A 25,262-nucleotide genomic window follows, 5' to 3' on the forward strand; every position below is an offset into this window, starting at 1 on the left:
ACTAGCCGATGGCTCGGCGTCGCATCGAACACTCGGCGCACGTCGCCCGGGCGGTGCCCGGCCGAGCGGTGCTCGCCCCGAAGGGGATCAGCTGCTCCAGGCGGCCTCCGGCCTCGCCGCCGAAGTTGCGGCGCAGGGTCTCGCCGTTGGGGGAGCCGCCCAGGGCGGTGGAGATGCGGTCCCAGGACCAGTCCGCAGCGCGGGCCTCGCGGACGGCCAGGGCGATCGCCGTCTGGGCGACGCGACGGGTGTCGACCGCGTTCTGCATGGGTTCTTCGATCGATGTGGCCATACCTCATAGCGGGGCACATTCTGTGGCACGAGTCGAGGGGTCGGCGCCCGCCGGATCCTGGGGTGGCGGCGGAAATACGGTGGCTTGCCGACGGGCCGTGCGGGCACGATGCGCAGATGACCGTCTCCTCGGGACTGCCCGTCACCCCCGTCGCCGTCCCCGCGCCCGTCGCGGCGCTCGCCGGGGACCTGCCGGTCACGCCGGTCTGGGTCAACCTGGCCGGGGGAGTGGCCTTCCAACTGGGCGAGGGGGAGGCGCGGACCTTCGTGAAGTGGGCACCGACCGGCTCCGGCCTGAGCCTCGACGCGGAGGCCGTGCGCCTGCGCTGGGCCGCCCGGTACGTGACCGTGCCGAAGGTGCTCGATGCGGGCGGGAACGCCGACGGCGCGTGGCTCGTCACCGCCGGACTGCCGGGGGAGAGCGCGGTCGCGCCGCGCTGGACGGCCGACCCGGCCACCGCCGTCCGCGCCATCGGAGTCGGGCTGCGCGCGCTGCACGACCGGCTGCCGGTGGACGACTGCCCGTTCTCCTGGTCCGTCGCGGACCGCCTGGCCGACGCGGGCGTCGACCCGGCCGCCCACCCGGAGCTTGCCGACCCGCCGCCGGTCGACGGGCTGGTGGTCTGCCACGGTGACCCGTGTTCGCCCAACACCCTCATCCACCCCGACGGCAGCTTCTCCGCACACGTCGACCTGGACCGGTTGGGTGTCGCCAACCGCTGGGCCGATCTGGCCGTGGCGACCTGGAGCCTGGAGTGGAACTACGGCCCCGGGTGGGACGCGCTGCTGCTCGACGCCTACGGCGTCGACCCCGATCCGGTGCGCACGGCGTTCTACCGCCGGGTCTGGGAGTTGACCTAGGCCGAAGTTTGTGGAGTCGCCCCAGATCAGGCGTCACGCGACCAACCCGGACTACGCTCAGGCCTCATGAGCGAGCACAGCGAGCACCAGCAGCACTACGCCTTCGAGACCCTGGCCATCCATGCCGGTCAGGAGGCGGACCCGCAGACCGGGGCGGTGGTCACCCCCATCTACCAGGTCTCCACCTACAAGCAGGACGGCGTCGGCGGACTTCGCGGCGGCTACGAGTACAGCCGCTCCGCCAACCCCACCCGCACCGCGCTGGAGGAGAACCTCGCCGCGCTGGACGGCGGCCGGAGAGGCCTCGCCTTCGCGTCCGGACTGGCGGCCGAGGACACCCTGCTCCGCACGGTCACCAAGCCCGGCGACCACATCGTCATCCCCAACGACGCCTACGGCGGCACCTTCCGGCTCTTCGCCAAGGTGCTGAGCCGCTGGGGCGTCGAGTGGTCCGTCGCCAACACCCACGACCCGGCCAGCGTGCGCGCCGCGATCCGTCCGAACACCAAGGTGATCTGGACCGAGACGCCCAGCAACCCGCTGCTCGGCATCGCCGACATCGCCGCGCTCGCCCACATCGCGCACGAGACCGGCGCGCTGCTGGTGGTCGACAACACCTTCGCGAGCCCCTACCTGCAGCAGCCGCTGGCGCTCGGCGCGGACGTGGTCGTCTACTCGACCACCAAGTACATGGGCGGCCACTCCGACGTGGTCGGCGGCGCCCTGGTCACCGACGACGCCGCGCTCGGCGAGGAGCTGACCTACCACCAGAACGCGATGGGCGCCGTCGCCGGGCCGTTCGACGCCTGGCTGGTGATGCGCGGCATCAAGACGCTGGGCGTCCGGATGGACCGTCACAGCGCCAACGCCGCCCGCGTCGCGGAGTTCCTGACCGGCCACCCGAAGGTCGCCCAGGTGCTCTACCCGGGTCTGCCGGAGCACCCCGGCCACGAGATCGCCGCCAAGCAGATGCGCGCCTTCGGCGGCATGGTGTCGTTCCGGCACCGGGACGGCGAGGAGGCGGCGGTCGAGGTCTGCAACCGTGCCCAGCTCTTCACCCTCGGCGAGTCGCTGGGCGGCGTCGAGTCGCTGATCGAGCACCCGGGTCGGATGACGCACGCCTCCGCCGCGGGCTCGGCGCTGGAGGTCCCCGCCGACCTGGTCCGTCTCTCCGTCGGCATCGAGTCGGTCGACGACCTGCTGGGCGACCTGCAGCGCGCGTTGGGCTGACGCGCGCCTTCGTACGACATCCGGCGTGCCGCCGGACGTCAGGGCTGGTCAGGGCTGGTCAGGACGTCCGGTGATGCGCCTTGATCGCGAGGTTGAACCGCGTCAGCAGGGTGCAGAAGGCCTGCTGGTCCTCCTCGGACCAGTCGTCCGTCAGCATCCGCATCAGCTCCCGGCGCGAGGCCCGGACCTCCTCCAGCCGGGCGCGGCCCTGCTCGGAGAGCTCCAGCAGCACCGCGCGGCCGTCGTCCGGGTTGGGGACGCGCTCCACCAGGCCGCAGTCGACGAGCGGCGCAACCTGCCGGGTGACCGTCGACGAGTCGATGCCCATCGCCTGCGCCAGCGCCTTGACGCCCACCGGGCCGCTCCAGTTGAGCCGGTTGAGCAGCAGGAACGCCGCCCGGTCCATCGAGTTGCGCTGCTCGCCCAGGCCGCCGATGCGTGCCTGCTCGACCCGGCGGGCGAAGATGGCCACCTGGTACTGCAACTGGTCGTGCAGATCCGCAGGGGTGCCGGGATCGGCGGGCCCCTCCGCGGGGTCGAGGCGGTCGTTCTCGGGCATCGGCGTTGGCATCGGAGAATCGCGATCTCTCGTTCGACTGAGCTTTCCGAGCCTAGCCCCGCCAGGCCCTAGGCTGAACCCTATGAGCGTCTGGCCCATCACCCTTGACGACGTCCGCGGCGCACACAAGATGCTCGCCGGGGTCGCTCGGGTCACTCCGATGGAGAGCAGCCGCCATCTCTCCGAGTTGATCGGGTCGCCCGTTCAGCTGAAGTGCGAGAACCTCCAGCGCACCGGCTCGTTCAAGCTGCGTGGCGCGTACGTCCGGATCGCCGGGCTGTCGCCGGTCGAGCGGGCGGCGGGCGTGGTCGCGGCCAGCGCGGGCAACCACGCGCAGGGCGTGGCGCTGGCGGCGAGCACCCTGGGCGTCCGCTCGACGGTCTTCATGCCGGTCGTCGCACCGCTCCCGAAGGTCGCCGCGACCCGCGACTACGGCGCGGACGTCCGGTTGGTCGGCGAGAACTTCGACGCGACGCTGGCCGCCGCGCTGGAGTACGCGGAGACGACCGGCGCGGTCTTCATCCACCCCTTCGACCACCCGGACATCATCGCCGGGCAGGGCACGGTCGGCCTGGAGATCCTGGAGCAGTGCCCCGAGGTGCGGACCATCCTGGTCGGCACCGGAGGAGGCGGCCTGCTGGCCGGGATCGCTGCGGCGGTCAAGTCCGTGCGGCCGGACGTGCGGGTGATCGGCGTCCAGGCGGAGGGCGCGGCGGCCTACCCGCCGTCGCTGCGCGCCGGACGGCCGGTGACGCTGGACCGGTTCGCGACCATGGCCGACGGCATCCAGGTCGGCCGCCCGGGCGACGTGCCCTTCGAGATCATCAACCAGCTCGCCGACGGGGTGCTGACGGTCAGTGAGGACGCGCTGGCACGGGCGCTGCTGCTCTGCCTGGAGCGGGCCAAACTGGTGGTCGAACCGGCGGGCGCGAGCACGGTCGCGGCGCTGCTGGAGCACGGCGACGAGATCGAGGGCCCGGTCGTCGCGGTGCTCTCCGGCGGCAACATCGACCCGCTGCTGATGCAGCGGGTGCTGCGCCACGGCATGGCTGCGGCGGGCCGCTACATGTCGCTGCGGCTGCGGATCAACGACCGCCCCGGCGTCCTGGCCGGGCTGCTGGAGGTGCTCTCCCGCACCGACGCCAACGTGGTCGACGTGGCGCACGTGCGCACCGACCCGAAGCTCGGCCTCGGCGAGGCGGACGTCGACCTGCGGCTGGAGACCAAGGGCCCGGAGCACTGCGCGGCGGTCGTCGCTGAGCTGCGCGCCGAGGGCTATCGGGTGCTGAGCCAGGCGTAGTGCCGCACCTGCGGAAAAGCCCGCCGGATTGTCAGTGCTGTGCCGTAGGTTGTGAGCAGCCTGTCCGGGAGTGATCCACACACCGTCCGAGGTGCCAAAGGATCGCAAACGGGTGAGGCTGGGAGAACCTGTGACGATCCCGGCGGGAGGCGAGGCCGATGACAGGGGCGATCACGGCCGAGGGTCTGGTGAAGACCTTCGGTGACGTCCGAGCGCTCGACGGCGTGGACCTGGACGTGCCGGAGGGCACCGTGCTCGGGCTGCTGGGCCCGAACGGCGCGGGGAAGACCACCACCGTCCGCGTGTTGACGACGTTGCTCAAGCCCGACGCGGGGCGGGCCACGGTCGCCGGCGTCGACGTGCTGAAACATCCGAACGAGGTACGCAGCCTGATGGGCCTCTCCGGCCAGTACGCCGCCGTGGACGAGTACCTGACCGGCCAGGAGAACCTCCAGATGGTCGGCGAGCTCTACCAGATGTCCGCGCGCGACGCGAAGGCCCGCGCCAAGGAGCTGCTGGAGTGGTTCAACCTCACCGACGCGGCCGGGCGCATCGCCAAGACGTACTCCGGCGGCATGCGCCGCCGCCTCGACCTGGCAGCCGCGCTGGTGGTGCGGCCCCCGGTGATGTTCATGGACGAGCCCACCACCGGCCTCGACCCGCGCAACCGGATGGCGCTGTGGGAGGTCATCGAGACGCTGGTCGCCGAGGGCACCACGCTGCTGCTGACGACGCAGTACCTGGAGGAGGCCGACCGTCTCGCCCACGACATCGCCGTGGTCGACCACGGCAAGGTGATCGCGCGTGGCACGGCCGACCAGCTCAAGGCGCAGATCGGCGGTGAGCGCGTCGAGGTCGTGGTGAACGATCCGGCGGTGCTGACGGTGGCGATGGACGCGCTGGCGCCGTTCGCCATCGGCGAGGCGACGCTGGAGCCGCACACCCGGCGGATCACCGTCCCGGTCAGCGGCGGCGCGCGGGTGCTGGCCGACGTGATCCGGGAGCTGGACGCGCGGGACATCGTCATCCACGACATCGGCCTGCGCCGCCCGACGCTGGACGACGTCTTCCTCTCGCTGACCGGTCACGCCACCTTCAGCGAGGACGACGACTCCGGCACGGGCTCCGGGGCGGGCGCAGGCGACGGCTCCGGCGACCGCTCCGCCGACGGCGAGCGCCCGTCCGGGGACGGGGACGAGGGCGCCGACGCGCGCAGGAAGAAGGCCCGGGTATGACCGTGACCACCTCCGCCCTCGCCACGGGCGCGCTGCCGCGTCCCGCCAAGGGCGGCCTCGGGCAGATGGCGCACGACTCCTGGGTCGTGGCGAAGCGCAACCTGCGGCGGATGACCCGGATCCCCGAGATCGTGGTCTTCGGGCTGATGCAGCCGGTCATGTTCGTGCTGCTCTTCACCTACGTGATGGGCGGCGCGATCGCGGTGCCCGGCATGAGCGGGGCGGCCGGGGCCGACGCCTACAAGCAGTACCTGATGGCGGGCATCTTCGCGCAGACGGTCACCTTCGCGGTGGCCGGGGCCTCGGCCGGGCTCGCGGAGGACATGACCAAGGGCCTGGTCGACCGGTTCCGCTCGCTGCCGATGACCCGCTCGTCGGTGCTGGTCGGCCGTACCTGGGCGGACCTGGTGCAGACCGGGTTCACCGTGCTGGTGCTGGCCGTGGTCGCGTTCATCGTCGGCTGGCGGATCAACAACGGCGTCCCCAAGGCCCTGGCCGCGTTCGGGCTGCTCCTGTTGCTCGGCTACGCCTTCTCCTGGATCGGCGCGCTGATCGGGCTCTCGGTGCGCAGCCCCGAGGCGGCCACCTCGGCCGGGCTGATCTGGCTTTTCCCGCTGACCTTCGTCTCCAACGCCTTCGTGCCGGTCGCGGGCATGCCGGGCTGGCTCCAGGCGATCGCCTACTGGAACCCGTTCAGCGCCACCGTGCAGGCCTGCCGTGAGCTCTTCGGCAACCCGACGGGAGCCCCGGCCAAGGTCTGGCCGATGGAGCACGCGGTCTGGGTGTCCATAGGCTGGTCGCTGCTGATCATGGCCGTCTTCTCGTGGCTGGCCGTACGCAGGTACCGCTCCGCCACCGGCTGACCCCGGGTGGTCTGCCGGGGGTCGGCGTGGGGTGCGGAGCGGTACCTGGAACGATGCGGCGAGGCGGACGTCAGCCGGTGTAGGGCTTGGCCTCGATGATGGTGACGTTCGCCTTGCGGCCGTTCGGCAGCTCGTAGGTCACGTCGTCGCCGACCTTGCGGCCGTCGATGGCGCGGCCCAGGGGCGACTGCGGGGAGTAGGTCTCCAGGTCGCCTGAGGCCGCCTCGCGCGAGCCGAGCAGGAAGTTCATGGTGTCGTCCTTGTCGCCGTCGAAGGCGACGGTGACGACCATGCCGGGGCCGACCACGCCGTTGTCCGCAGGGGCCTCGCCGACCTTGGCGCGCTCGAGCAGCTGGGTCAGCTGGCGGATACGCAGCTCCATCTTGCCCTGCTCTTCGCGGGCGGCGTGGTAGCCGGCGTTCTCCTTGAGGTCGCCTTCCTCGCGGGCCTGCTCGATCTTCTGGGCGATCTCGGTGCGTGCGGGACCCGACAGGTGCTCCAGCTCGGCACGGAGCTGGTCGTACGCCTCCTGGGTGAGCCAGGTGACGTTGTCGCTGGTCTGGGTCACTGGTGCTCCTCGTAGGTACTGGGGATACAAATCATCGCCCGTCCGGTGGGAACGGGCGAAACCCCAACCCTAACAATTCCGACGCCAGGAGTCAGGAGTCCGACCCCTCGGGCGTGGACTCAGGAGCAGCCGACGAGCTCGCCGGTGGTGCCGCGGGAGGTGGTCTTCAGCAGCACTGTGGCGAGCTGCTCGCCGCCGCTCGCCGGGATGGCGACGGTGACCCGGCCGACCTCGCTGCCGTTCTCGTCGCGGGAGCGGACGGTGCAGCTGGCGGCCTGGCCGCTGGGCTTGCTCACATCCAGGGTGATCCGCACCTCGTGGGCGGAGACCACCTGGAAGGTCTGCACCTCGCCGCTGACGGAGGAGCCGGAGATGTACTTGTAGGCGATGGCGGCAACCAGCGCGAGCGCCAGGCTGACGGTCACGTAGTAGATGCGCTTGCCGCGGCGACGCGCCTTCGCCACGTCCCGGGTGCCGTAGCGGCCGGCCGGGGGGCGCAGCGGGGTGCCGGGCCGGCCGGCGGACTGCTCGGCGGGCTGCTCGGCGGGCTGCCCGTCGGCAGGTCGGTCGTCGGCAGGCTGCTCGGCGGGGCGTACGCCCTGGGTTGTATCCGCCATCGGACTTTGGCCTCCTTCAGGGGCAACGGGGGCTCCTCGCGGAATCAACCGCACACCCTCGTCCGTCACTATAGGAGTCGGTACCGAAGACGAAGGGCACAGGGGCAGTGACTGAGCAGTTGCGACTGATGGCAGTGCACGCGCATCCGGACGACGAGTCCAGCAAGGGTGCGGCGACCATGGCGATGTACGTGTCGCGTGGCGTCGACGTGCTGGTCGCCACCTGTACGGGGGGCGAGCGGGGGTCGGTGCTGAACCCGAAGCTCCAGGGCGACGCATGGATCGAGGAGAACATCCACGAGGTCCGCGCCAAGGAGATGGACGCCGCGCGGGAGATCCTCGGCGTCAAGCAGGCCTGGCTGGGGTTCGTCGACTCGGGGCTGCCGGAGGGCGACCCGCTGCCGCCGCTCCCCGAGGGCTGCTTCGCGCTGAAGACGGTCGAGGAGGCCGCGGAGCCGCTGGTCCGGCTGATCCGCGAGTTCCGTCCGCACGTGATCACCACGTACGACGAGAACGGCGGGTACCCGCACCCGGACCACATCATGACCCACAAGATCAGCATGGCCGCCTTCGACGCCGCCGGTGATCCGGACGCGTACCCGGAGTCCGGCGAGCCGTGGCAGCCGCTCAAGCTCTACTACAACCAGGGCATCTCGCTGGCGCGGATCAAGGCCCTGGACGCGGCGATGAACGAGCGCGGCATGGAGTCCCCCTACAAGGAGTGGATCGCCCGCTGGGAGGAGTCCGACCGCACCCCGCGCGAGATCACCACCCACGTTCCCTGCGGTGACTTCTTCGAGATCAGGGACAAGGCGCTGCTCGCCCACGCCACCCAGATCGACCCGGACGGCCCGTGGTTCCGGGTGCCGCTGGAGCTCCAGCGCGAGGTCTGGCCGACCGAGGACTACGAGCTGGCGCGCTCCCTGGTCGACTCCTCGCTGCCCGAGGACGACCTCTTCGAGGGGATCGCCGCCAAGATCCCGAACGCCTCCTGAGACGATGGACGAGTGAACACTGCGATGCACCCCGCTGCCACGGTTCTGCTGGCCCTCGACGAGAACAAGGTCACCCCGGGCATCCTCGGCTTCCTGATCTTCGCCGCGCTCGGCGCGGGCACCTGGTGGATCTTGAAGGCGATGAACCGCTCCCTGGGCAAGGTCGACTTCGCCGAGGAGCCGGAGGCCGGTGAGGCGGCAGTAGCGAGCGTCTCGGCGGAGAAGTAACCCCTCCGCCGAAGCGAGGCCGATCCTTCTGCGGCAAGGTTCCTGCCTTTCACTCGTTATTGCGAACGACTTGCAACTAAATATGACCAGCCCCTACCTTGGATCGGCAGTACGGATCCAGGAGGGGTGTCGCATGGGGACGATCGCGCGTATCAGGGGAGCTCTGACCCGAGGCGAGTGGGCCCGGCTCGGTGGCATGGCGGCGTTTGTGGCCGCCCTGCACATCGTCGGCTGGGGGGTGCTCCTCCTGATCGTCGCCCCGCGCCACTACAACGTGAACGGGCAGTTCTTCGGCCTCGGCATGGGACTGACCGCGTACACGCTGGGGATGCGCCATGCCTTCGACGCCGACCACATCGCGGCGATCGACAACACCACGCGCAAGTTGATGAGCCAGAAGCAGCGACCGCTTTCGGTCGGCTTCTGGTTCTCGCTCGGCCACTCGTCCGTGGTCTTCGGTCTCTGCCTGCTGCTCTCCTTCGGCGTCCGCGCGCTGGCAGGCCAGGTGCAGAACGGCAGCTCCACGCTGCAGACCGTCGCCGGCACCGTCGGGACCACCGTCTCCGGGGTCTTCCTGATGCTGATCGCCGTGATCAACGCGGTGGTGCTGGTCGGCATCGTCAAGGTGTTCCGGAGGATGAAGTCCGGCAGCTACAGCGAGGCGGAGCTCGAGGAGCACCTCAGCAAGCGCGGCTTCATGAACCGCATTCTCGGCCGGGTCACCAAGGCCGTGGACAAGCCGTGGCACATGTACCCGGTGGGCTTCCTCTTCGGCCTCGGCTTCGACACCGCGACGGAGGTCTCGCTGCTGGTCCTGGCGGGCGGCGCGTCGGCCTTCTCGCTGCCCTGGTACGCGATCCTGACGCTGCCGATCCTCTTCGCGGCGGGCATGTCGCTGCTGGACACCATCGACGGCTCGTTCATGAACTTCGCCTACGAGTGGGCCTTTTCGCGGCCGGTCCGCAAGGTCTACTACAACATCACCATCACCGGCCTGTCGGTCGCGGTGGCCGTGCTCATCGGCGGCATCGAGCTGGTGGGCCTGCTGGCACAGAAGTTGAACATCACGGGCGGCGTGATCGGCTGGATCGCCGGGCTCAACCTCAACAACGTCGGCTTCGTGATCGTCGGCCTGTTCGTGGTCACCTGGGCCGTCTCACTGCTGATCTGGCGCTTCGCCCGTGTCGAGGAGAAGTGGACGCCCTCGACCGCGACGGTGCCCGTCGCGGTCGAGGACTAGTCACAACTCAGTGGTGGAAGCCGGTCCGCGGCTGGATGCCGATGTTGCTGGCCGGGGCCGGTTGGGACTGGAGCTCCGGGAGGAGCCTGCAGAGGTCCTCCAGGAGGAGGTTGGCGAGGTCCAGGGAGAAGCCGTTGCGGCAGACGATGCGCAGCACCGCCAGATCGGTCCGGTTCTCCGGGAAGGTGTACGCCGGGACGAGCCAACCGCGTTCCCGCAGGCGGCGGGAGACGTCGAAGACGTCGAAGTTCGTCACGTCGTCCTTGAGGGTGAACGCGAAGACCGGCAGTTCGTCGCCGCGCGTCAGCAGCCGGAACGGGCCGATCTCCTCGATGCCGTCGGCGAGCCGACGGGCCACGTCACGCGTCGCCTGCTGCACAGCGGTGTAGCCGGCGCGGCCGAGCCGCAGGAACGCGTAGTACTGGGCGATGACCTGCGCGCCGGGGCGTGAGAAGTTGAGCGCGAAGGTCGGCATGTCGCCGCCCAGGTAGTTGACCCGGAAGACCAGCTCCTCCGGCAGCGCCTCCGCGTCCCGCCACAGCGCCCAGCCGACGCCCGGGTAGACCAGGCCGTACTTGTGGCCGGAGGTGTTGATCGAGGCGACGCGCGGGAGCCGGAAGTCCCAGACCAGGTCGGGGTCGAGGAACGGGGCGATCATGCCGCCGGACGCACCGTCCACGTGCACGGGGATGTCGAGTCCGGTCCGCTGCTGCAGGTCGTCCAGCGCCGAGCAGATCTCCGCGACCGGCTCGTAGCTGCCGTCGAAGGTCGAGCCGAGGACGCCGACCACGCCGATGGTGTTCTCGTCGACCAGGGCCAGCGCCGACTCGGCGTCCAGGTGGTAGCGGTCGCCCTCCATCGGGGCGAGTCGGCACTCGACCTCCCAGAAGTTGCAGAACTTCTCCCAACAGACCTGGACGTTGGCGCCCATCACCAGGTTGGGCTTCGCGCCCGCCGCGTAGCGGTCCTTGTTGCGGATCATCCAGCGGCGCTTGAGGGCGAGCCCGGCGAGCATGCAGGCCTCGCTGGAGCCGGTGGTGGAGCAGCCGACGGCCTTGGACACATCGGGCGCGTGCCACAGGTCGGCCAGGATCGACACGCAGCGGCGCTCGACCTCGGCCGTCTGCGGGTACTCGTCCTTGTCGATCATGTTCTTGTCGAGGCACTCCGCGATCAACTCCTGGGCCTGCGGCTCCATCCAGGTGGTCACGAAGGTGGCGAGGTTGAGCCGGGCGTTGCCGTCGAGCATCAGCTCGTCGCGGATCAGGCGCTGGGCGACCGTGGGCGGCAGCGGCATCTCGCCGAGGTGGCCCTTGGGGACGAGCTGCTCCATCGCGCCCAGTATGTCGGGATCGCCGACGAGCGGCGGAAGGTGCAGCTTGTGGTGTCCGTTGCGTCCCTGATGCAGTGGCATGCCGGTTCTCCTTGCGGGCCGTTGATAGCCGGTGACGGGCCGTTGATGGCTGGTGGCGGGCCGGTGGCGGTCGATGGGGCCGTTGACTGTCCGCCAAGACCCTACGGGTCCGGCCCTTGCCGCCGTGCACCGGACACGTGAGTCCATGTGACAAGTGCGGGACATCCACGCAGGCTGTGCATGAAGTGCCACCGAACGTGGTAAAGAAGCTTTACTTGCTTGTGGGTGCTTGACAGGATCCGCCTTGTGAACATCCGTCACCGGCGCCGCGCCAGGCGCCTCACCCTCGTCTCCGCAGCCGCCGCGCTCGCGGCGGGCGGCATCGCACTCGCGGTCTCCGACGCCGAGGCCGGCACCTCGGTCGAGCCTCAGGCGTCCACGGCAGGTGCCGCCGCAAGCACGGCGACCGGCGCGGCGAGCACGGCCGCCGGAGCCACGGCGACCGGCGCCACGACCGCCTGGCTGAGCTACAGCGGCGGCAAGCTCGCGTACGGGCACGACGCACAGGGCAACCGGGTTCCCGACTACTCCCACGCCGGCTACGAGGGCGGCGGTGTCCCGCTGCCGACCGCGGCCGTCCGTGACCGCGTCGCCAAGCCCAGCGGCGGCGACGACACCACGCAGATCCAGGCCGCTATCGACGCGGTGTCCAAGCTGCCGGCCAACTCCCAGGGCCTGCGCGGCGCGGTGCTGCTCGGCCCGGGCTCGTACCGGATGGCCGGATCGCTGCACATCGACGCCTCCGGCGTGGTGCTGCGCGGCAGCGGCAGCGGTACGAACGGCACCCGGCTGGTCGCCGAGGGCGCCACGGCCCGGACCGTCCTGACCATCGGCGGCAGCTCCTCCTACCGCGCGCTGACCACGCCCACCAAGGTGACGGACCGTTATGTCCCGGTCGGCGGCACCACGGTGGATGTCGCCTCCACGTCCGGGCTGGGCGTCGGTTCGTCCGTGGTGGTGCAGCGTCCGACCACGCAGGCGTGGCTCGACGCCATCGGAATGCAGAGCCTGTGGAAGCCCAACTGGAGCCTCTACTCCGAGCGAACCGTCACAGCGATCCACGGCAGGCAGCTCACCCTGGACGCGCCGCTGACCACCGCGTTGGAGGCGCAGTACACGCAGGCCACGGTCTTCAGGGACAGCTTCCCGCGGATCGACCACGTCGGCATCGAGTCGCTGAGCACGGACGGCCAGGCCATGGCGGCCGACCCGAAGTACGCCTCCGACTTCTACAACTCGACGTTCTCCTCGTTCGACGCCGTGCAGGACTCCTGGGTCCGTGACGTGGTCTCGTACGACTACGGCCAGGACGGCGTCACCCGCCTCGGCGGGCAGAGCCGCCGGATCACCGTGCTGCACACCGCCACGCTGGACATGATCACCAACACCGCCACCTCCGCCCGCTCCGACGGCTACACGCTGATGGGGCAGGAGAACCTGATCCAGGACTGCAAGGTGACAGCGGACAAGATCCACGCCTTCACCACCGAGGCCCGCCAGTCCGGCCCGAACGTCTACTCCGACTGCAGCGCCGTGCTGTTGCAGACCCCGTACGACTCGGGTGGTCACCAGCGGTGGGGCAGCGGCACGTTGTACGACAACGTGTCCGTCGACGGCACGCTGCTGATGGTGAACAACGGCAGTCGCGGCACCGGCCACGGTTGGTCCGACGCCAACAGCACCGCGTGGAACTGCGTGACCACCGGCGGCTACGAGGTGCAGAACCCGCCGACCGCGCACAACTGGGCGTTCGGCTGTACCGGCAAGCTGCTGAGCGGCTCCGACGGCGAGGTCACCGGCTCGGGCAAGCCGCAGCTGCCGCAGAGCCTCTACGCCGAGCAACTGCGCGAGCGCGGCTTCACGCCGCTGAGCTGACGGCCGGGTGTTGACAGCATCAGGACCTGTGGTCCGGTGCGCTCGGGGCTTGCTTGAAGTGCACTCCAGGCGCGTTGGATGAACGCCATGGAGTACACGCAGCTCGGACGCACCGGACTCAAGGTCAGTCGCCTGGTCCTCGGCACGATGAACTTCGGCGGGCTGGCCGACGAGGCCACCAGCCACGCCCTCATGGACTCCGCGCTCGACGCGGGCGTCAACTTCTTCGACACGGCGAACGTCTACGGCCGCGACGCACACAAGGGCCTGACCGAGGAGGTCATCGGCCGCTGGTTCGCGCAGGGCGGCGACCGGCGCGACAAGGTGGTGCTGGCCACCAAGGTCTATGCCAACGCCACCAACGACGGCCGCTCCCTCTTCGAGTCCTCCTGGCCGAACCACGACCGGCTCTCCGCGGTGAACATCCGCCGCGCCGTCGACGCCAGCCTGCGGCGACTGCAGACGGACCACATCGACGTCTACCAGTTCCACCACGTCGACCGGGCAACGCCGTTCGACGAGATCTGGCAGGCGATGGACGTGCTGATCCAGCAGGGCAAGGTCCTCTACGTCGGCTCGTCCAACTTCCCCGGCTACAAGATCGCCCAGGCCAACGAGACTGCGACGCGCGGCGGACGCGTCGGGCTCGGGCTGGTCAGCGAGCAGTGCCTCTACAACCTGTTCGAGCGCCGGGCCGAGATGGAGGTGATGCCGGCGGCGCAGGAGTACGGGCTCGGCGTCATCCCGTGGTCGCCGCTGCACCAGGGCCTGCTCGGCGGCGCGCTGCGCAAGGAGGCGGAGGGCTCGGGTGCGCGCACGAAGATGGGCCGCTCGGCGACAGGGCTGGCCGACCCGGAGATACGTGCCAAGGTGCAGGCATACGAGGACCTGCTGGAGAAGCACGGGCTGGAGCCCGGCGAGGTCGCCCTGGGCTGGCTGCTGACGCGGCCCGGCGTCACCGGCCCGATCGTCGGCCCCCGCACCCAGGAGCAGCTCGACTCCGCGCTTCGGGCGCTGGACCTGACGCTCTCGGCCGAGCTGCTGGCCTCCCTCGACGAGATCTTCCCCGGCCCGGGTCCGGCGCCGGAGGCGTTCGCCTGGTGAGGGAAGCCTGATCGTCCGGGTGGGACGTTGCGCCAGACTGTCTGCGTTCCCGCCGAGCTCGGCGACGGTGGCGCGGAAGCCGCGCAGTGCCGCGGAACGGATCACCGGCATGTCGCCCAGGGGCACATACCTGTCGTCCAGAGTCAAGGCGTATCGGACGCCTGCCCGCACACTGGAGCAATGACGCAGCAGGAACAGGCAGCCGCAGGGGACCACGGCCGGACCGAGCACCTCGACGTGATCGTGGTCGGCGCCGGCCTGTCCGGCATCGACGCGGGCTACCGGCTGCAGACCGAGTGCCCCGGCCGCTCCTACGCGATCCTGGAAGCCAGGGACGCGCTCGGCGGCACCTGGGACCTCTTCCGCTACCCCGGCATCCGCTCGGACTCCGACATGTTCACCCTCGGCTTCCCGTTCCGGCCCTGGGACGGCGAGAAGTCGATCGCGGACGGCTCCTCGATCCTGCGCTACCTGCAGCGGACGGCGGCCGAGTACGGCATCGACCGCAAGATCCGCTACGGCACCAGGGTGGTCGCCGCCGACTGGTCCTCCGCCGAGGCGCGGTGGACCCTGACCGTCCGCCGCGGCGACCAACTCTCCACGCTGACCTGCGACTTCCTCTACACCTGCGCGGGCTACTACGACTACGACCAGGGCCACGCCCCGGACTTCCCCGGCGTCGAGTCGTTCACGGAGAACGGCGGCCGGATGGTGCATCCGCAGTTCTGGCCCGAGGGCCTGGACTGGACCGGCAAGCGCGTCGTGGTCATCGGCAGCGGCGCCACGGCGGTGACCCTGGTCCCCTCGATGGCGGACCGCGCCGCGCACGTCACCATGCTCCAGCGCACGCCGAGCTGGATCGGCGCGGTGCCCGGCCGGGACAAGGTCGCGGACGTGCTCCGCTCGGTGCTGCCCGCTCGGACCGCGTACAAACTGGCGCGGACCAAGAACATCCTCTTCGCGGTCGGCTTCTACCAGTTCTGCCGCCGACGCCCGGAGGCCGCGCGCAAGCTGCTGACCGGCCTCAGCACCCGGATCCTCGGCGACGCGGACGCGGTGCGCGAGCATCTGACGCCCAGTTACAACCCTTGGGACCAGCGGCTCTGCGCGGTGCCGGACGCGGACCTGTTCAAGACGATGCGGTCCGGCCGGGCGTCGATCGTCACCGACCACATCGACACCTTCGTGCCGGAGGGCGTCCGGCTGAAGTCCGGCAAGCTGGTGGAAGCGGACATCGTCGTAAGCGCCACCGGCCTGCGACTGCTCGCCTTCGGCGGCATCCACCCGTCCGTGGACGGCGAAGCGGTGGACCTGACCCGGCAGTTCGTCTGGAACGGCGCGATGCTGACCGGGCTGCCCAACTTCGCGATCTGCATCGGCTACACCAACGCCTCCTGGACGCTGCGCGCGGATCTGACGTCCCGTCTGGTCTGCAAGGTGCTCAACCACATGGAGAGGCGCGACTACGCGGCGGTCGTTCCGCGCCCGGACGGCCCGCTCGGCGAGCATCCGCTGTTGGACCTGGCGGCCGGCTACGTCCAGCGGTCCATCTCGGCCTTCCCGAAGCAAGGTGACCGGCGTCCCTGGCAGGTCCGGCAGAACTACATCCTCGACGCGGCCACCACCATGCGCACCCGGCTCGACCGCACCCTCGCCCCGACCCCGCGCAGCGCACTCCGCCGGGCGAGGGCGGCGGACACGGCCGAGTCGGGGGAGGCGCGCGCGACCGCCTGACGGACGCCCTCCAACGCCCCTGGCGGCATGGGGTGTTAAGAGCGCGTTGCCCCCTTAGCGAAACATTGATCCCTTTCCCCGAGGGAATGCCTTGCCCCCGGTGGAGCGCGAAAGGAGGATCGGGGCATCGGCCGCGAAGGGCGCGCGGCGCGTCGTCTTGGAGGGCAGCGTGCGCGGGCGTCTGGAACGGGACGAACCCTTACGTCGTGGGGGCAGCGCGTCGGCCGTGCGCAGGAGCACCACACCGACGCGCCGGTTGAGCGGCGGTGGCGGCCTGTCGGCAGCCGACGTCATCTCCATGCAGCGGACGGCGGGGAACACCGCCGTGACGGCCGCACTCCGGTCGGCACCCGGCAGCGCCGGCGCGGGTGCCGGCGCGGACGTTGACGCCGACGCCCATGCCGGCGTCCATGCCGACGTCAGCGTTCAGCGGGAGACCGAGGACGGCGAGACCACGACCGGCAGGCTGAAGGACACCCTCGACAACGCCGCACAGAACGTGGCGGCCGGGACCGCGCCGACGGTGGGAGCACAGTACGTCGACCCCAGCGTCAGCACGCCCGCCTCCTATGCGGGCGGCATGGTGGGTCCGTTCAGCTCCGTCCTTACCGCCGGGGCCGGGATCGTCACCGGGGCGATGGCGATGCACCATGCGGAGCACGAGCTGTCCGAGCACGCGGAGGGCAGCGCACCGCACCGGGAGGCCGCCCGCGAGCAGAGCAGTGCCCGCGCGGAGGTCGGCCAGGGCGTCTCCGGGCTGGCCGGCAACGTGATCAGCGGGGCCGGCGGCGTGATGAACTACCTCGGCTATCCGACCCCGGTCTACAACGCCATGTTCTCCGCCGGCGGTGCGGTCGCGCTCCCTGCGACCCTGGTGCAGACGGCCCGCTACGCACGCAAGGCGGCCAAGGCGCAGACCCGCGTCGAGGCGCTGCGCGCGCTGATGAGCACCGAGGACGATCAGCCGAAGCAGGCGCTGGAAGCCGCCGCGGGCGAGGTCGCCGCCTGCCGTGAACTGGCCGCCGCGCTCACCGAGTTGGTCGCGTCCAAGAGCGCGACGTACCAGGCACACCTCGCGGAGATGGGCCGCTCGCCCCTCGACCGCCCGCTCGGAACCGACCTCGGGAGCCTGAAGGAGGCCCGGCTGGAGGTCCACGAATGGTCGCGCCGGCTCGACGCGGCCCAGGAGGGACTGACGCAGGCCCTGGCGAGGCAGCAGCAACGTGAGGACGTGCGGCGGGCCATGGACCACGCGCTCGCGGAGGCCGCCGAGGAGGTCAACCAGCACACGTCAGGTGCGCCCCGGCAGATCTCGCTGCGGATGATCCAGGCCTACGCGGTGCGCAAGAACCAGCGTGGCCGGATCAAGAAGATCATCGCCGCGACAGGCGGGGCGCTGGGGGCGAGCGGCAGCGTCGCCGCCCTCGTCACCTCGATCGCGGTCGCGGCGGGAACGGCCGCCGGTGCAGGCCTCTTCGTCGCCTCCCCGATCGGCTGGGCGCTCGCCGGAGCCGCCGCCCTCGTCGGGTTGGGCCTCGCCTCGTACAAGGCCTGGAAGTTCTTCGCCAAGCGCTGGGACCAGACCGCCGAACCCGACGCCGAGGGCAAACCCACCCGGGCCGTCCGCGACCGGCTCGGCAGCACGCTCGCCTTCTGGAAGCGGACCGGACCGAGCAAGCGTCAGGAGTACGCCGCCGCCCTGTACGGGATGGCCCAGAACAGCCCCGACGCCGACCCCGTCAGGACGAGGGAGGCCCGCGACACCATCGCCGCCCTCGGCCTGGACTGGGACGAGTTGGCGATGAGCGACGAACCCGAGAGCGCGAAGAAGCTGATCGCCGCGAAGCTCGCGTCCTAGGCCCTGTCGTCCCGCTTCCGTCGGGCGGATGCGCAAGGATGGGACCATGGCGAACCGACTCGCGCAGGCCACCTCCCCGTACCTGCTCCAGCACGCCGACAACCCGGTCGACTGGTGGCCCTGGTCGCCGGAGGCCTTCGAGGAGGCGCGGCGACGGGATGTCCCCGTCCTGCTGTCCGTCGGGTACGCGGCGTGTCACTGGTGCCACGTGATGGCGCACGAGAGCTTCGAGGACGAGGAGACGGCGCGCGTCGTCAACGAGAACTTCGTGGCGATCAAGGTCGACCGCGAGGAGCGGCCCGACGTGGACGCCGTCTACATGGAGGCGGTGCAGGCCGCGACCGGCCAGGGCGGTTGGCCGATGACGGTGTTCCTGACCCCGGAGCGGGATCCGTTCTACTTCGGCACCTACTTCCCGCCCGAGCCGCGGCACGGCATGCCGTCGTTCCGGCAGGTGCTGGGCGGCGTGGCCGACGCCTGGAGCGGGCGGCGTGACGAGGTCGCCGAGGTCGCGGGGCGGATCGTGGCCGAGCTGACCCAACGCGGCGGTGTCTACGCCGGGCTGGCCGGTGCCGAGACGCCCGGACCGGACGCGCTGCGCCACGCGGTGGCCGCGCTGGCCCGCGAGTACGACGGCAGCCGTGGTGGGTTCGGCGGCGCGCCCAAGTTCCCGCCCTCGATGGTGCTGGAGTTCCTGCTCCGCCACCACGCCGCGACCGGCAGCGACCCGGCGCTGGAGATGGCCGTCCACGCCTGCGAGGCGATGGCCCGCGGCGGCATCTACGACCAACTCGGTGGCGGCTTCGCCCGCTACTCGGTCGACGCGGCGTGGGTCGTGCCGCACTTCGAGAAGATGCTCTACGACAACGCGCTGCTGCTCCGCGTCTACACCCACCTGTGGCGGGCCACCGGCAGTGCGCTCGCCCGCCGGGTGGCGGTGGAGACCGGCGAGTTCCTGCTGCGTGAACTGCGCACCGCCGAGGGCGGGTTCGCCTCCGCGCTGGACGCGGACAGCGCCGACGCGGAGGGCCACAGCCGCGAGGGCGCGTTCTACGTCTGGACGCCGGAACAGCTTGTCGACGCGCTCGGCGCTGAGGACGGTGCGCGGGCGGCCGGGCTGTTCGGCGTGACGGCGGAGGGCACCTTCGAGGAGGGCGCCTCCGTCCTGCAACTCCCCGGCGACGAGCCGGAACCGGAGCTGCGGGCGCGGCTGTTCGCGACCCGCGAGCTGCGGCCGCGTCCGGCACGGGACGACAAGGTCGTCGCCGCGTGGAACGGCCTCGCCGTCGCGGCGCTGTCCGAGGCCGGGGCTCTGCTGGACCGTCCGGATTTCCTGGACGCGGCGGTGGTCGCCGCGGCGCTGCTGCTCGACGTCCACCGGGACGCGTCCGGCCGCCTGCTGCGCACCTCACGCGACGAGCGTCCGGGCACGAACGTGGGGGTGCTGGAGGACTACGGCGACGTCGCCGAGGGCCTGTTGACGCTGCACAACGTGACCGGCGACCGACGCTGGCTGGACGCCGCCGGCGAGTTGCTGGAGGTCGTGCTGACACAGTTCACCGACGAGACGTCCGGCGCGCTCTTCGACACGGCGGCCGACGCGGAGCAACTGATCCGCCGCCCCCAGGACCCGACCGACAACGCGGCGCCCTCCGGGTGGTCGGCGGCGGCCGGTGCGCTGCTGTCGTATGCGGCGCTCACCGAGTCCGAACGCCACCGCGAGGCCGCGGAGCGGGCGTTGACGGTGGTCACCCCGCTCGCGAGCCGCGCGCCCCGGTTCATCGGCTGGGGCCTGACGGTGGCCCAGGCCCTCTTGGACGGCCCCCGCCGCGTGGCCCTGGCGGGCGAGCCGGACGCGCCGGAGACGCTCGCCCTGCGGGCGGCGGCGCTGGGCGCTACCGCGCCGGGGCTGGTGATCACCCCGGACGAGGAGAAGCCCACGGTGGACGGTAGGCCCACCGCGTACGTCTGCCGCCGCTTCACCTGCGACGCCCCGGTCACCGACCCGGAGTGGCTCCGTGAGGGCCTGAACGCCAGGCCGGGGGAGTAGCTCTCTCTCTTTCCGCAGACGGCGTAGTTGCACTACCCAGGGGGCGCGGGGAACTGCGCGACAAGCCACCCAAGCAGGTAGCAGGCCGAACGTTCAGGGCCATCCGCATGGGGTGGTATCTCGCGCAGTTCCCCGCGCCCCCTGGGTAGTGCAACGTCCCCTTTGCGGAGAGCGCTCGCCCTCAAGTCATGGGCCGATGACCACGTCCAGCGCCTGGTCGAGGAGTTCCGTCATGTCGTCCACCCCGCCGCGTTCCGACCAGTAGAGGACCGCCTCGCCCGCGGCGGCGACGATCGTGGTGACCAGGACACGGAGGTGCAGGCCGGCCGGGTCCTCGCCGGTGCGTTCGGCGATCAGTCGACAGAGGCGGGCGGAGGTCTGCTGCTGTTCCGTCATGGCCCGCGCGCGGATCGCCGGGACCTGCCGGTACAGCTCCATCCGGAGCAGCATCTCGTCGCGTTCTGCGGCGAGCACCTGGCGGAGGGGGCCGACCATGGCCGTCCGCAGGGCCTGCCGTAGCGGCTCGTCCTTCGGGCGGGCCCGGAACGCGGCCTCCAGCAGCGGGTCGTAGTCGTCGCTGATGACCAGGTCTTCCTTGGTCGGGAAGTAGCGGAAGAAGGTGCTCGGGGAGACCTCCGCCACCGCCGCGATCTGGTCGACGGTGGTCGCCTCGTAGCCCTGGTCGGCGAAAAGGCTGAAGGCCGCCGAGCGGATGGCCCGGCGGGTCTTCAGCTTCTTGCGTTCCCGCAGGCCGAGCGGAGCCTCCAGCATGTGTTCCAGCTCGGTGCTTGCAGGACGGGGAGGAGGGGCGGCGGCACTCATGTCAGGAATTGTCCCGCACCGCCCGTCCCGGCTGCCCCGGCCACCTCCTCCGTACCCGCCGTGTCCGTACCCGCCGTGTCCGTACCCACCTCCTCCTCCGTCCTCGCCGCAGGTCGCACGCCCGGCATCCGCAGGGCCAGCAGCGCGGCGGAGAGCGCCGAGCCGATGCCGCAGGCCAGCAGCACCAGGTCCATGCCGTGGACGAACGCCGCGTGCGCGCTCGCGGCCAGCGCGGTGTCGTGGAGCTGGGTGGCGACGGCCTGGGCCGCCGAGACGGAGCCCTGGGCGGTCTTCGCGAGCGCCGCCGGGAGGTGGCCCGTGTCCAGCCGGGCGGTGTACGCGCCGGCCAGCAGGCTGCCGAGCAGGGCGACGCCGATGGCGCTGGCGGACTGACGCAGCGTCTGGAGCAGACCGGAGCCGACGCCGGCCCGGTCGTCCGGCAGCGCGGCCATCGCCGCGCCCATCGCGGGGACCATGGTGAAGCCCATGCCGAAGCCGAGCAGCGAGAGCCACGTCGCGGTGAGCCCGTAGCCGTCGCTGACGCCCGTGGTCGCGCCGAGCAGCAGCGCGCCCGCCACGATCAGCATCCCGACCGAGACCACCCACCGCACCGACAGCTTCTCCACCAGCTTCTCGGCGGCCCGCGCCGCCACCAGCAGGCCGCCCATCAGCGGCATCAGCCGGATCCCGGTACCCAACGCGTCGTTGCCGAGGACCGACTGGAGGTACTGCGGCAGCACGAACAGCGCGCCCATCAGCGAGAACGAGACGAGCACGGAGGCGATCGTGCTCCACCGGTAGACCCGGTCGGCCAGCAAGGCGAAGTCGACCATCGGGTGCGGCTGGCTGCGCTCACGCCAGACCAGACCGCCGAGCAGCAGGACCGCGGCGACCAGCGAGCCGACCACGGTCGCCGAGCCCCAACCGTCCGTCGGGCCCTGGATGATGCCGAAGGTCAGCGCGGCCAGACCGACGACGCCGATCGCCGCGCTCAGCATGTCGACCCTCGGGACGGAGGGGTCGCGGGACTCGGGGACCAGCCAGAGGCAGGCGACGATGCCCACGACGATCAGCGGCACGTTGATCAGGAAGATCGAGCCCCACCAGAAGTGGTTGAGCAGCAGTCCGCCCAGCATCGGGCCGAGCGGCATGCCGACGGCCATGCCCGCCGTCATCACGGCGACCGCGCGCGGCCGTTCGGCCGGGGCGAAGAGGCTCGGCAGGATCGCGATGCCCAGCGGCATGATGAACGCCCCGCCGAGACCCATCACGGCGCGGACCGCGATCAGCGTGTCCGCGGAGTGCACCAGCGTGCCGACCAGGGACGCCGCGCCGAACAGGACCAGGCCGCCGACCAGCAGCCTCCGGCGGCCGAAGCGGTCGCCGAGCAGCCCGGCGGGGAGCATCGCGGCGGCGAAGACGACCAGGTAGGCGTCGACGATCCACTGCAACTGGTCGGTGGTCGCGTGCAGTTGGACGGCCAGGTCGGGCAGCGCCACGTTGAGGATGGTGCCGTCGAAGCCGAGCACCAGCACGCTCAGGCAGATGGCAGCCAGTGCCCACCAGCGGCGGCGGTCGACGGGCGGGGAGTCGGGTGGTGCGGTGGTGCTCACGGTCGCGTGCGTGCTCATGGCAGCCCCCTAAGAGTTACTGTCTTCTGACAGTAACTCTCAAAATCTAGGAGCTGTCAATCGCTATCAGCTGCCGGAAGGCGGCTGTGTCACATGGCGACCAGGGACACCCCCACGAACTGGACCGTGAACGCCGCCAGCGTGCAGGCGTGGAAGACCTCGTGGAAGCCGAACCAGCGCGGTGAGGGGTTGGGCCGCTTCAGGCCGTAGATCACGCCGCCGACGCTGTAGAGCAGGCCGCCGACGATGATCAGCACAGTCACCGCGACGCCGCCGGTCCGGAAGAAGTCGGGGAGGAAGAAGACGGCGGCCCACCCGAGGGCGAGGTAGCAGGGGGTGTAGAGCCAGCGCGGCGCGCCGACCCAGAAGACCCGGAAGGCGATCCCGGCCAAAGCGCCTGCCCAGACCAGCCAGAGCAGCACCTGCTGCTGGCCGCCGCGCAACAGCAGGATGGTGACGGGGGTGTAAGTCCCGGCGATGATCAGGAAGATGTTGCTGTGGTCGAGCCGGCGCAGCACCGCCTCGCCGCGCGGACCCCAGGAGAAGCGGTGGTAGAGCGCGCTGATGCCGAACAGCATCCAAGCGCTTGCGGCGTAGATCGCGCACGCGACCCGCGCCGCTGTGGTCGTGGCCAGGCAAATCAGCACGATTCCTGCGGCAACCGTCGCCGGGAACATGCCCGCGTGCAACCAACCGCGCATAGCCGGTTTTTGCAGGGAATTGCGCTCCGTCATTTCCACCCCAGCTGTCATGCTCCGAAGTGTAGCTACGGACCCGTAGGTTACCTACTGGTAGGTCGGTCGAGCTTCTCGTCACTGTGACGCTGACCTGCAGTGTTGTCGGTCTCACAAGGGGGGCGGTATGTCACTTCTCCGACATGCGAGATACCCTGCGAAGACCCTCAACCCCTCACCATCCGTTCAAGGACGATCGGATGTGAAACGGAGCGATCGTGCCGTACGAGAACTCTGCCCAGGTCAACGCTGCCCCGACCCGGCACAAGAAGCTGCTGGCGTGGGTTCAGGAGATCGCAGAGCTCACCCAGCCGGATCGGATCGAGTGGTGCGACGGCTCTGAAGCCGAGTACCAGCGTCTGTGTGACCTGCTTGTCGAGAAGGGCACCTTCCGCAAGCTCAACCCGGAGAAGCGGCCCAACTCCTACTACGCTGCCTCCGACCCGCGCGATGTCGCGCGGGTCGAGGACCGTACGTTCATCTGCTCCGAGGAGGAGAAGGACGCCGGTCCGACGAACCACTGGAAGGCGCCTGCAGAGATGCGGGCGATCTTCGGCGACATCTTCAAGGGCTCCATGAAGGGTCGCACCATGTACGTGGTGCCGTTCTCCATGGGTCCCGTGGGCTCGCCGCTGGCTGCCTACGGTGTCGAGATCACCGACTCCGCCTACGTCGCCGTGTCGATGCGCACCATGACCCGCATGGGGCAGGCCGTGCTCGACTTCCTAGGTGAGGACGGCGAGTTCGTCAAGGCCGTGCACACCCTCGGCGCCCCGCTCGCCGAGGGCGAGGCCGACGTGTCGTGGCCGTGCAACGAGACCAAGTACATCTCGCACTTCCCGGAGTCCAAGGAGATCTGGTCGTACGGCTCCGGCTACGGCGGCAACGCGCTGCTCGGCAAGAAGTGCTACGCGCTGCGCATCGCCTCGACCATGGCCCGTGACGAGGGTTGGCTGGCCGAGCACATGCTCGTCCTCAAGCTCACCCCGCCGTCGGGCGAGGCCAAGTACGTCGCCGCCGCGTTCCCCAGCGCGTGCGGCAAGACCAACCTGGCCATGCTCCAGCCGACCATCCCGGGCTGGAAGGTCGAGACGATCGGCGACGACATCGCCTGGATGCGGTTCGGTGCGGACGGCCGCCTCTACGCGATCAACCCGGAGGCCGGCTTCTTCGGCGTCGCCCCCGGCACCGGTCGCGACACCAACGCCAACGCCATCGACTCGATGTACGCCAACACGGTCTTCACCAACGTGGCGCTCACCGACGACGGTGACGTCTGGTGGGAGGGCATGACCGACGAGAAGCCCGCCCACCTGATCGACTGGAAGGGCAACGACTGGACCCCCGAGTCGGAGACCCCGGCGGCGCACCCCAACGCCCGGTTCACCGTCCCGGCCGCCCAGTGCCCGACCATCGCCCCGGAGTGGGAGGACCAGGCGGGTGTGCCGATCTCGGCCATCCTCTTCGGCGGTCGCCGCGCCAGCGCGGTTCCGCTGGTGACCGAGTCCTTCGACTGGCAGCACGGCGTCTTCCTGGGCGCCAACGTCGCCTCGGAGCAGACGGCCGCCGCCGAGGGCACCGTCGGCAAGCTGCGTCGCGACCCGTTCGCGATGCTGCCCTTCTGCGGCTACAACATGGGTGACTACTTCGGCCACTGGCTGGAGGTCGGCGAGAACGCCGACGCCGCCAAGCTGCCGAAGATCTACTACGTCAACTGGTTCCGCAAGAACGCCGACGGCAAGTTCGTCTGGCCGGGCTTCGGCGAGAACAGCCGCGTGCTGAAGTGGATCGTCGAGCGCCTTGCGGGCACCGCCGAGGGTGTCGAGTCGCCGATCGGCGTCCTGCCCACCCAGGACGCGCTGGACCTGGACGGTCTGACCATCGACCAGGCCGACCTGGACCTGCTGCTCACCGTCGACCGCGACATCTGGAAGCAGGAGGCCGCGCTCATCCCCGAGCACCTGGAGCTGTTCGGCGAGCACACGCCGAAGGCGCTGTGGGACGAGTACAACAAGCTCACCGAGCGACTGAGCTGAGGCGAAGCGCAGCGGAG

At 70.6% G+C, this 25,262-nt stretch carries 22 protein-coding genes; 14 read left to right on the top strand and 8 right to left on the bottom strand.

Annotated features, from left to right (window positions below; genetic code table 11):
* Position 1: 1 nt before the first annotated feature.
* A complete protein-coding gene (locus ABH940_RS04595) occupies positions 2-292 on the bottom strand; it encodes a hypothetical protein (protein ID WP_370061372.1) in 291 nt (96 codons plus the stop codon).
* A 116-nt stretch (positions 293-408) separates the two neighbouring features.
* Between ABH940_RS04595 and ABH940_RS04600 the strand changes: the two genes are divergently transcribed.
* Together ABH940_RS04600 and ABH940_RS04605 are read left to right on the top strand one after the other, a co-directional pair.
* Positions 409-1,152, top strand: a complete 744-nt coding sequence (locus ABH940_RS04600) for a phosphotransferase (protein ID WP_370104388.1) — start codon at positions 409-411, stop codon at positions 1,150-1,152.
* A gap of 66 nt (positions 1,153-1,218) precedes the next feature.
* Positions 1,219-2,382, top strand: a complete 1,164-nt coding sequence (locus tag ABH940_RS04605) for a cystathionine gamma-synthase (protein ID WP_370061368.1) — start codon at positions 1,219-1,221, stop codon at positions 2,380-2,382.
* Between the two features lie 58 nt (positions 2,383-2,440).
* On the opposite strand, the gene ABH940_RS04610 is transcribed toward ABH940_RS04605, so the two are convergent.
* Positions 2,441-2,941, bottom strand: a complete 501-nt coding sequence (locus ABH940_RS04610) for a MarR family winged helix-turn-helix transcriptional regulator (RefSeq protein ID WP_370061366.1) — start codon at positions 2,939-2,941, stop codon at positions 2,441-2,443.
* An 82-nt stretch (positions 2,942-3,023) separates the two neighbouring features.
* On the opposite strand from ABH940_RS04610, the gene ilvA reads away from it, so the two are divergent.
* The 3 genes from ilvA (at position 3,024) to ABH940_RS04625 (ending at position 6,339) form a co-directional block, all read left to right on the top strand.
* A complete protein-coding gene (gene ilvA / locus ABH940_RS04615; protein ID WP_370061364.1) occupies positions 3,024-4,241 on the top strand; it encodes a threonine ammonia-lyase in 1,218 nt (405 codons plus the stop codon).
* Between the two features lie 158 nt (positions 4,242-4,399).
* Entirely contained in the window at positions 4,400-5,476 is a 1,077-nt protein-coding gene (locus ABH940_RS04620) for an ATP-binding cassette domain-containing protein (protein WP_370061362.1), read from the top strand.
* Positions 5,473-6,339, top strand: a complete 867-nt coding sequence (locus ABH940_RS04625) for an ABC transporter permease (RefSeq protein ID WP_370061359.1) — start codon at positions 5,473-5,475, stop codon at positions 6,337-6,339. The genes ABH940_RS04620 and ABH940_RS04625 overlap by 4 nt, the downstream gene beginning before the upstream one ends.
* 70 nt (positions 6,340-6,409) lie before the next feature.
* On the opposite strand, the gene greA is transcribed toward ABH940_RS04625, so the two are convergent.
* Both greA and ABH940_RS04635 read right to left on the bottom strand, forming a co-directional pair.
* The gene (gene greA / locus ABH940_RS04630) at positions 6,410-6,907 is read right to left on the bottom strand and encodes a transcription elongation factor GreA (RefSeq protein WP_370061357.1); all 498 of its coding nucleotides are present in this window, start codon (positions 6,905-6,907) and stop codon (positions 6,410-6,412) included.
* A gap of 119 nt (positions 6,908-7,026) precedes the next feature.
* Complete coding sequence (locus ABH940_RS04635) at positions 7,027-7,524, bottom strand: DUF4307 domain-containing protein (protein WP_370104390.1); 498 nt, start codon at positions 7,522-7,524, stop codon at positions 7,027-7,029.
* Positions 7,525-7,631: 107 nt separating this feature from the next.
* On the opposite strand from ABH940_RS04635, the gene mca reads away from it, so the two are divergent.
* From mca to ABH940_RS04650, 3 genes are all read left to right on the top strand, one after another.
* The gene (mca, locus tag ABH940_RS04640; protein WP_370061353.1) at positions 7,632-8,519 is read left to right on the top strand and encodes a mycothiol conjugate amidase Mca; all 888 of its coding nucleotides are present in this window, start codon (positions 7,632-7,634) and stop codon (positions 8,517-8,519) included.
* A 12-nt stretch (positions 8,520-8,531) separates the two neighbouring features.
* Positions 8,532-8,747, top strand: a complete 216-nt coding sequence (locus ABH940_RS04645; RefSeq protein WP_370061351.1) for a hypothetical protein — start codon at positions 8,532-8,534, stop codon at positions 8,745-8,747.
* A 133-nt stretch (positions 8,748-8,880) separates the two neighbouring features.
* Positions 8,881-9,987 carry a HoxN/HupN/NixA family nickel/cobalt transporter gene (locus ABH940_RS04650; RefSeq protein ID WP_370061349.1) on the top strand — a complete coding sequence of 369 codons (1,107 nt, stop codon included), beginning with the start codon at positions 8,881-8,883 and terminating at the stop codon, positions 9,985-9,987.
* Between the two features lie 7 nt (positions 9,988-9,994).
* Here the strand turns inward: ABH940_RS04650 and ABH940_RS04655 are convergent, their stop codons facing one another.
* Positions 9,995-11,401 carry a glutamate decarboxylase gene (locus tag ABH940_RS04655; RefSeq protein ID WP_370061347.1) on the bottom strand — a complete coding sequence of 469 codons (1,407 nt, stop codon included), beginning with the start codon at positions 11,399-11,401 and terminating at the stop codon, positions 9,995-9,997.
* A gap of 246 nt (positions 11,402-11,647) precedes the next feature.
* Here ABH940_RS04655 and ABH940_RS04660 point away from each other — a divergent pair, with 246 nt between their 5' ends.
* The 5 genes from ABH940_RS04660 (at position 11,648) to ABH940_RS04680 (ending at position 20,022) form a co-directional block, all read left to right on the top strand.
* Positions 11,648-13,276, top strand: a complete 1,629-nt coding sequence (locus ABH940_RS04660; RefSeq protein ID WP_370061345.1) for a peptidoglycan-binding protein — start codon at positions 11,648-11,650, stop codon at positions 13,274-13,276.
* Positions 13,277-13,363: 87 nt separating this feature from the next.
* Positions 13,364-14,380, top strand: coding sequence for an aldo/keto reductase (locus tag ABH940_RS04665; protein ID WP_370061343.1), 1,017 nt, complete (start codon positions 13,364-13,366; stop codon positions 14,378-14,380).
* A 180-nt stretch (positions 14,381-14,560) separates the two neighbouring features.
* A complete protein-coding gene (locus ABH940_RS04670) occupies positions 14,561-16,114 on the top strand; it encodes a flavin-containing monooxygenase (RefSeq protein WP_370061341.1) in 1,554 nt (517 codons plus the stop codon).
* 226 nt (positions 16,115-16,340) lie between these two features.
* Positions 16,341-17,972, top strand: a complete 1,632-nt coding sequence (locus ABH940_RS04675) for a hypothetical protein (RefSeq protein ID WP_370061339.1) — start codon at positions 16,341-16,343, stop codon at positions 17,970-17,972.
* A 46-nt stretch (positions 17,973-18,018) separates the two neighbouring features.
* On the top strand, positions 18,019-20,022 hold the full coding sequence (locus ABH940_RS04680; protein WP_370061336.1) for a thioredoxin domain-containing protein: 2,004 nt from the start codon (positions 18,019-18,021) through the stop codon (positions 20,020-20,022).
* A gap of 186 nt (positions 20,023-20,208) precedes the next feature.
* On the opposite strand, the gene ABH940_RS04685 is transcribed toward ABH940_RS04680, so the two are convergent.
* The 3 genes from ABH940_RS04685 to ABH940_RS04695 all read right to left on the bottom strand — a co-directional run bounded on the left by ABH940_RS04685 (position 20,209) and on the right by ABH940_RS04695 (position 23,227).
* Positions 20,209-20,844, bottom strand: coding sequence for a TetR family transcriptional regulator (locus ABH940_RS04685; RefSeq protein ID WP_370061334.1), 636 nt, complete (start codon positions 20,842-20,844; stop codon positions 20,209-20,211).
* Complete coding sequence (locus ABH940_RS04690) at positions 20,841-22,475, bottom strand: MFS transporter (RefSeq protein ID WP_370104392.1); 1,635 nt, start codon at positions 22,473-22,475, stop codon at positions 20,841-20,843. The genes ABH940_RS04685 and ABH940_RS04690 overlap by 4 nt, the downstream gene beginning before the upstream one ends.
* An 89-nt stretch (positions 22,476-22,564) precedes the next feature.
* Positions 22,565-23,227, bottom strand: coding sequence for a hemolysin III family protein (locus ABH940_RS04695; RefSeq protein ID WP_370061330.1), 663 nt, complete (start codon positions 23,225-23,227; stop codon positions 22,565-22,567).
* A gap of 200 nt (positions 23,228-23,427) precedes the next feature.
* Here ABH940_RS04695 and ABH940_RS04700 point away from each other — a divergent pair, with 200 nt between their 5' ends.
* Complete coding sequence (locus ABH940_RS04700; protein ID WP_370061328.1) at positions 23,428-25,245, top strand: phosphoenolpyruvate carboxykinase (GTP); 1,818 nt, start codon at positions 23,428-23,430, stop codon at positions 25,243-25,245.
* Positions 25,246-25,262 lie beyond the last annotated feature (17 nt).

The sequence above is a fragment of the Streptacidiphilus sp. BW17 genome, from assembly GCF_041262485.1.
GTDB lineage: Bacteria > Actinomycetota > Actinomycetes > Streptomycetales > Streptomycetaceae > Streptacidiphilus.

What these genes read in the sequence shown, in the direction of transcription:
- ABH940_RS04690 (WP_370104392.1), bottom strand. Translation starts at nt 22,475, where the DNA reads ATGAGCACGCACGCGACCGTGAGCACCACCGCACCACCCGACTCCCCG.
- ilvA (WP_370061364.1), top strand. Translation starts at nt 3,024, where the DNA reads ATGAGCGTCTGGCCCATCACCCTTGACGACGTCCGCGGCGCACACAAG.
- ABH940_RS04595 (WP_370061372.1), bottom strand. Translation starts at nt 292, where the DNA reads ATGGCCACATCGATCGAAGAACCCATGCAGAACGCGGTCGACACCCGT.
- ABH940_RS04695 (WP_370061330.1), bottom strand. Translation starts at nt 23,227, where the DNA reads ATGACAGCTGGGGTGGAAATGACGGAGCGCAATTCCCTGCAAAAACCG.
- ABH940_RS04670 (WP_370061341.1), top strand. Translation starts at nt 14,561, where the DNA reads ATGACGCAGCAGGAACAGGCAGCCGCAGGGGACCACGGCCGGACCGAG.
- ABH940_RS04610 (WP_370061366.1), bottom strand. Translation starts at nt 2,941, where the DNA reads ATGCCCGAGAACGACCGCCTCGACCCCGCGGAGGGGCCCGCCGATCCC.
- ABH940_RS04685 (WP_370061334.1), bottom strand. Translation starts at nt 20,844, where the DNA reads ATGAGTGCCGCCGCCCCTCCTCCCCGTCCTGCAAGCACCGAGCTGGAA.
- ABH940_RS04625 (WP_370061359.1), top strand. Translation starts at nt 5,473, where the DNA reads ATGACCGTGACCACCTCCGCCCTCGCCACGGGCGCGCTGCCGCGTCCC.
- ABH940_RS04655 (WP_370061347.1), bottom strand. Translation starts at nt 11,401, where the DNA reads ATGCCACTGCATCAGGGACGCAACGGACACCACAAGCTGCACCTTCCG.
- ABH940_RS04680 (WP_370061336.1), top strand. Translation starts at nt 18,019, where the DNA reads ATGGCGAACCGACTCGCGCAGGCCACCTCCCCGTACCTGCTCCAGCAC.
- ABH940_RS04620 (WP_370061362.1), top strand. Translation starts at nt 4,400, where the DNA reads ATGACAGGGGCGATCACGGCCGAGGGTCTGGTGAAGACCTTCGGTGAC.
- ABH940_RS04665 (WP_370061343.1), top strand. Translation starts at nt 13,364, where the DNA reads ATGGAGTACACGCAGCTCGGACGCACCGGACTCAAGGTCAGTCGCCTG.
- ABH940_RS04600 (WP_370104388.1), top strand. Translation starts at nt 409, where the DNA reads ATGACCGTCTCCTCGGGACTGCCCGTCACCCCCGTCGCCGTCCCCGCG.
- ABH940_RS04605 (WP_370061368.1), top strand. Translation starts at nt 1,219, where the DNA reads ATGAGCGAGCACAGCGAGCACCAGCAGCACTACGCCTTCGAGACCCTG.
- ABH940_RS04650 (WP_370061349.1), top strand. Translation starts at nt 8,881, where the DNA reads ATGGGGACGATCGCGCGTATCAGGGGAGCTCTGACCCGAGGCGAGTGG.
- ABH940_RS04635 (WP_370104390.1), bottom strand. Translation starts at nt 7,524, where the DNA reads ATGGCGGATACAACCCAGGGCGTACGCCCCGCCGAGCAGCCTGCCGAC.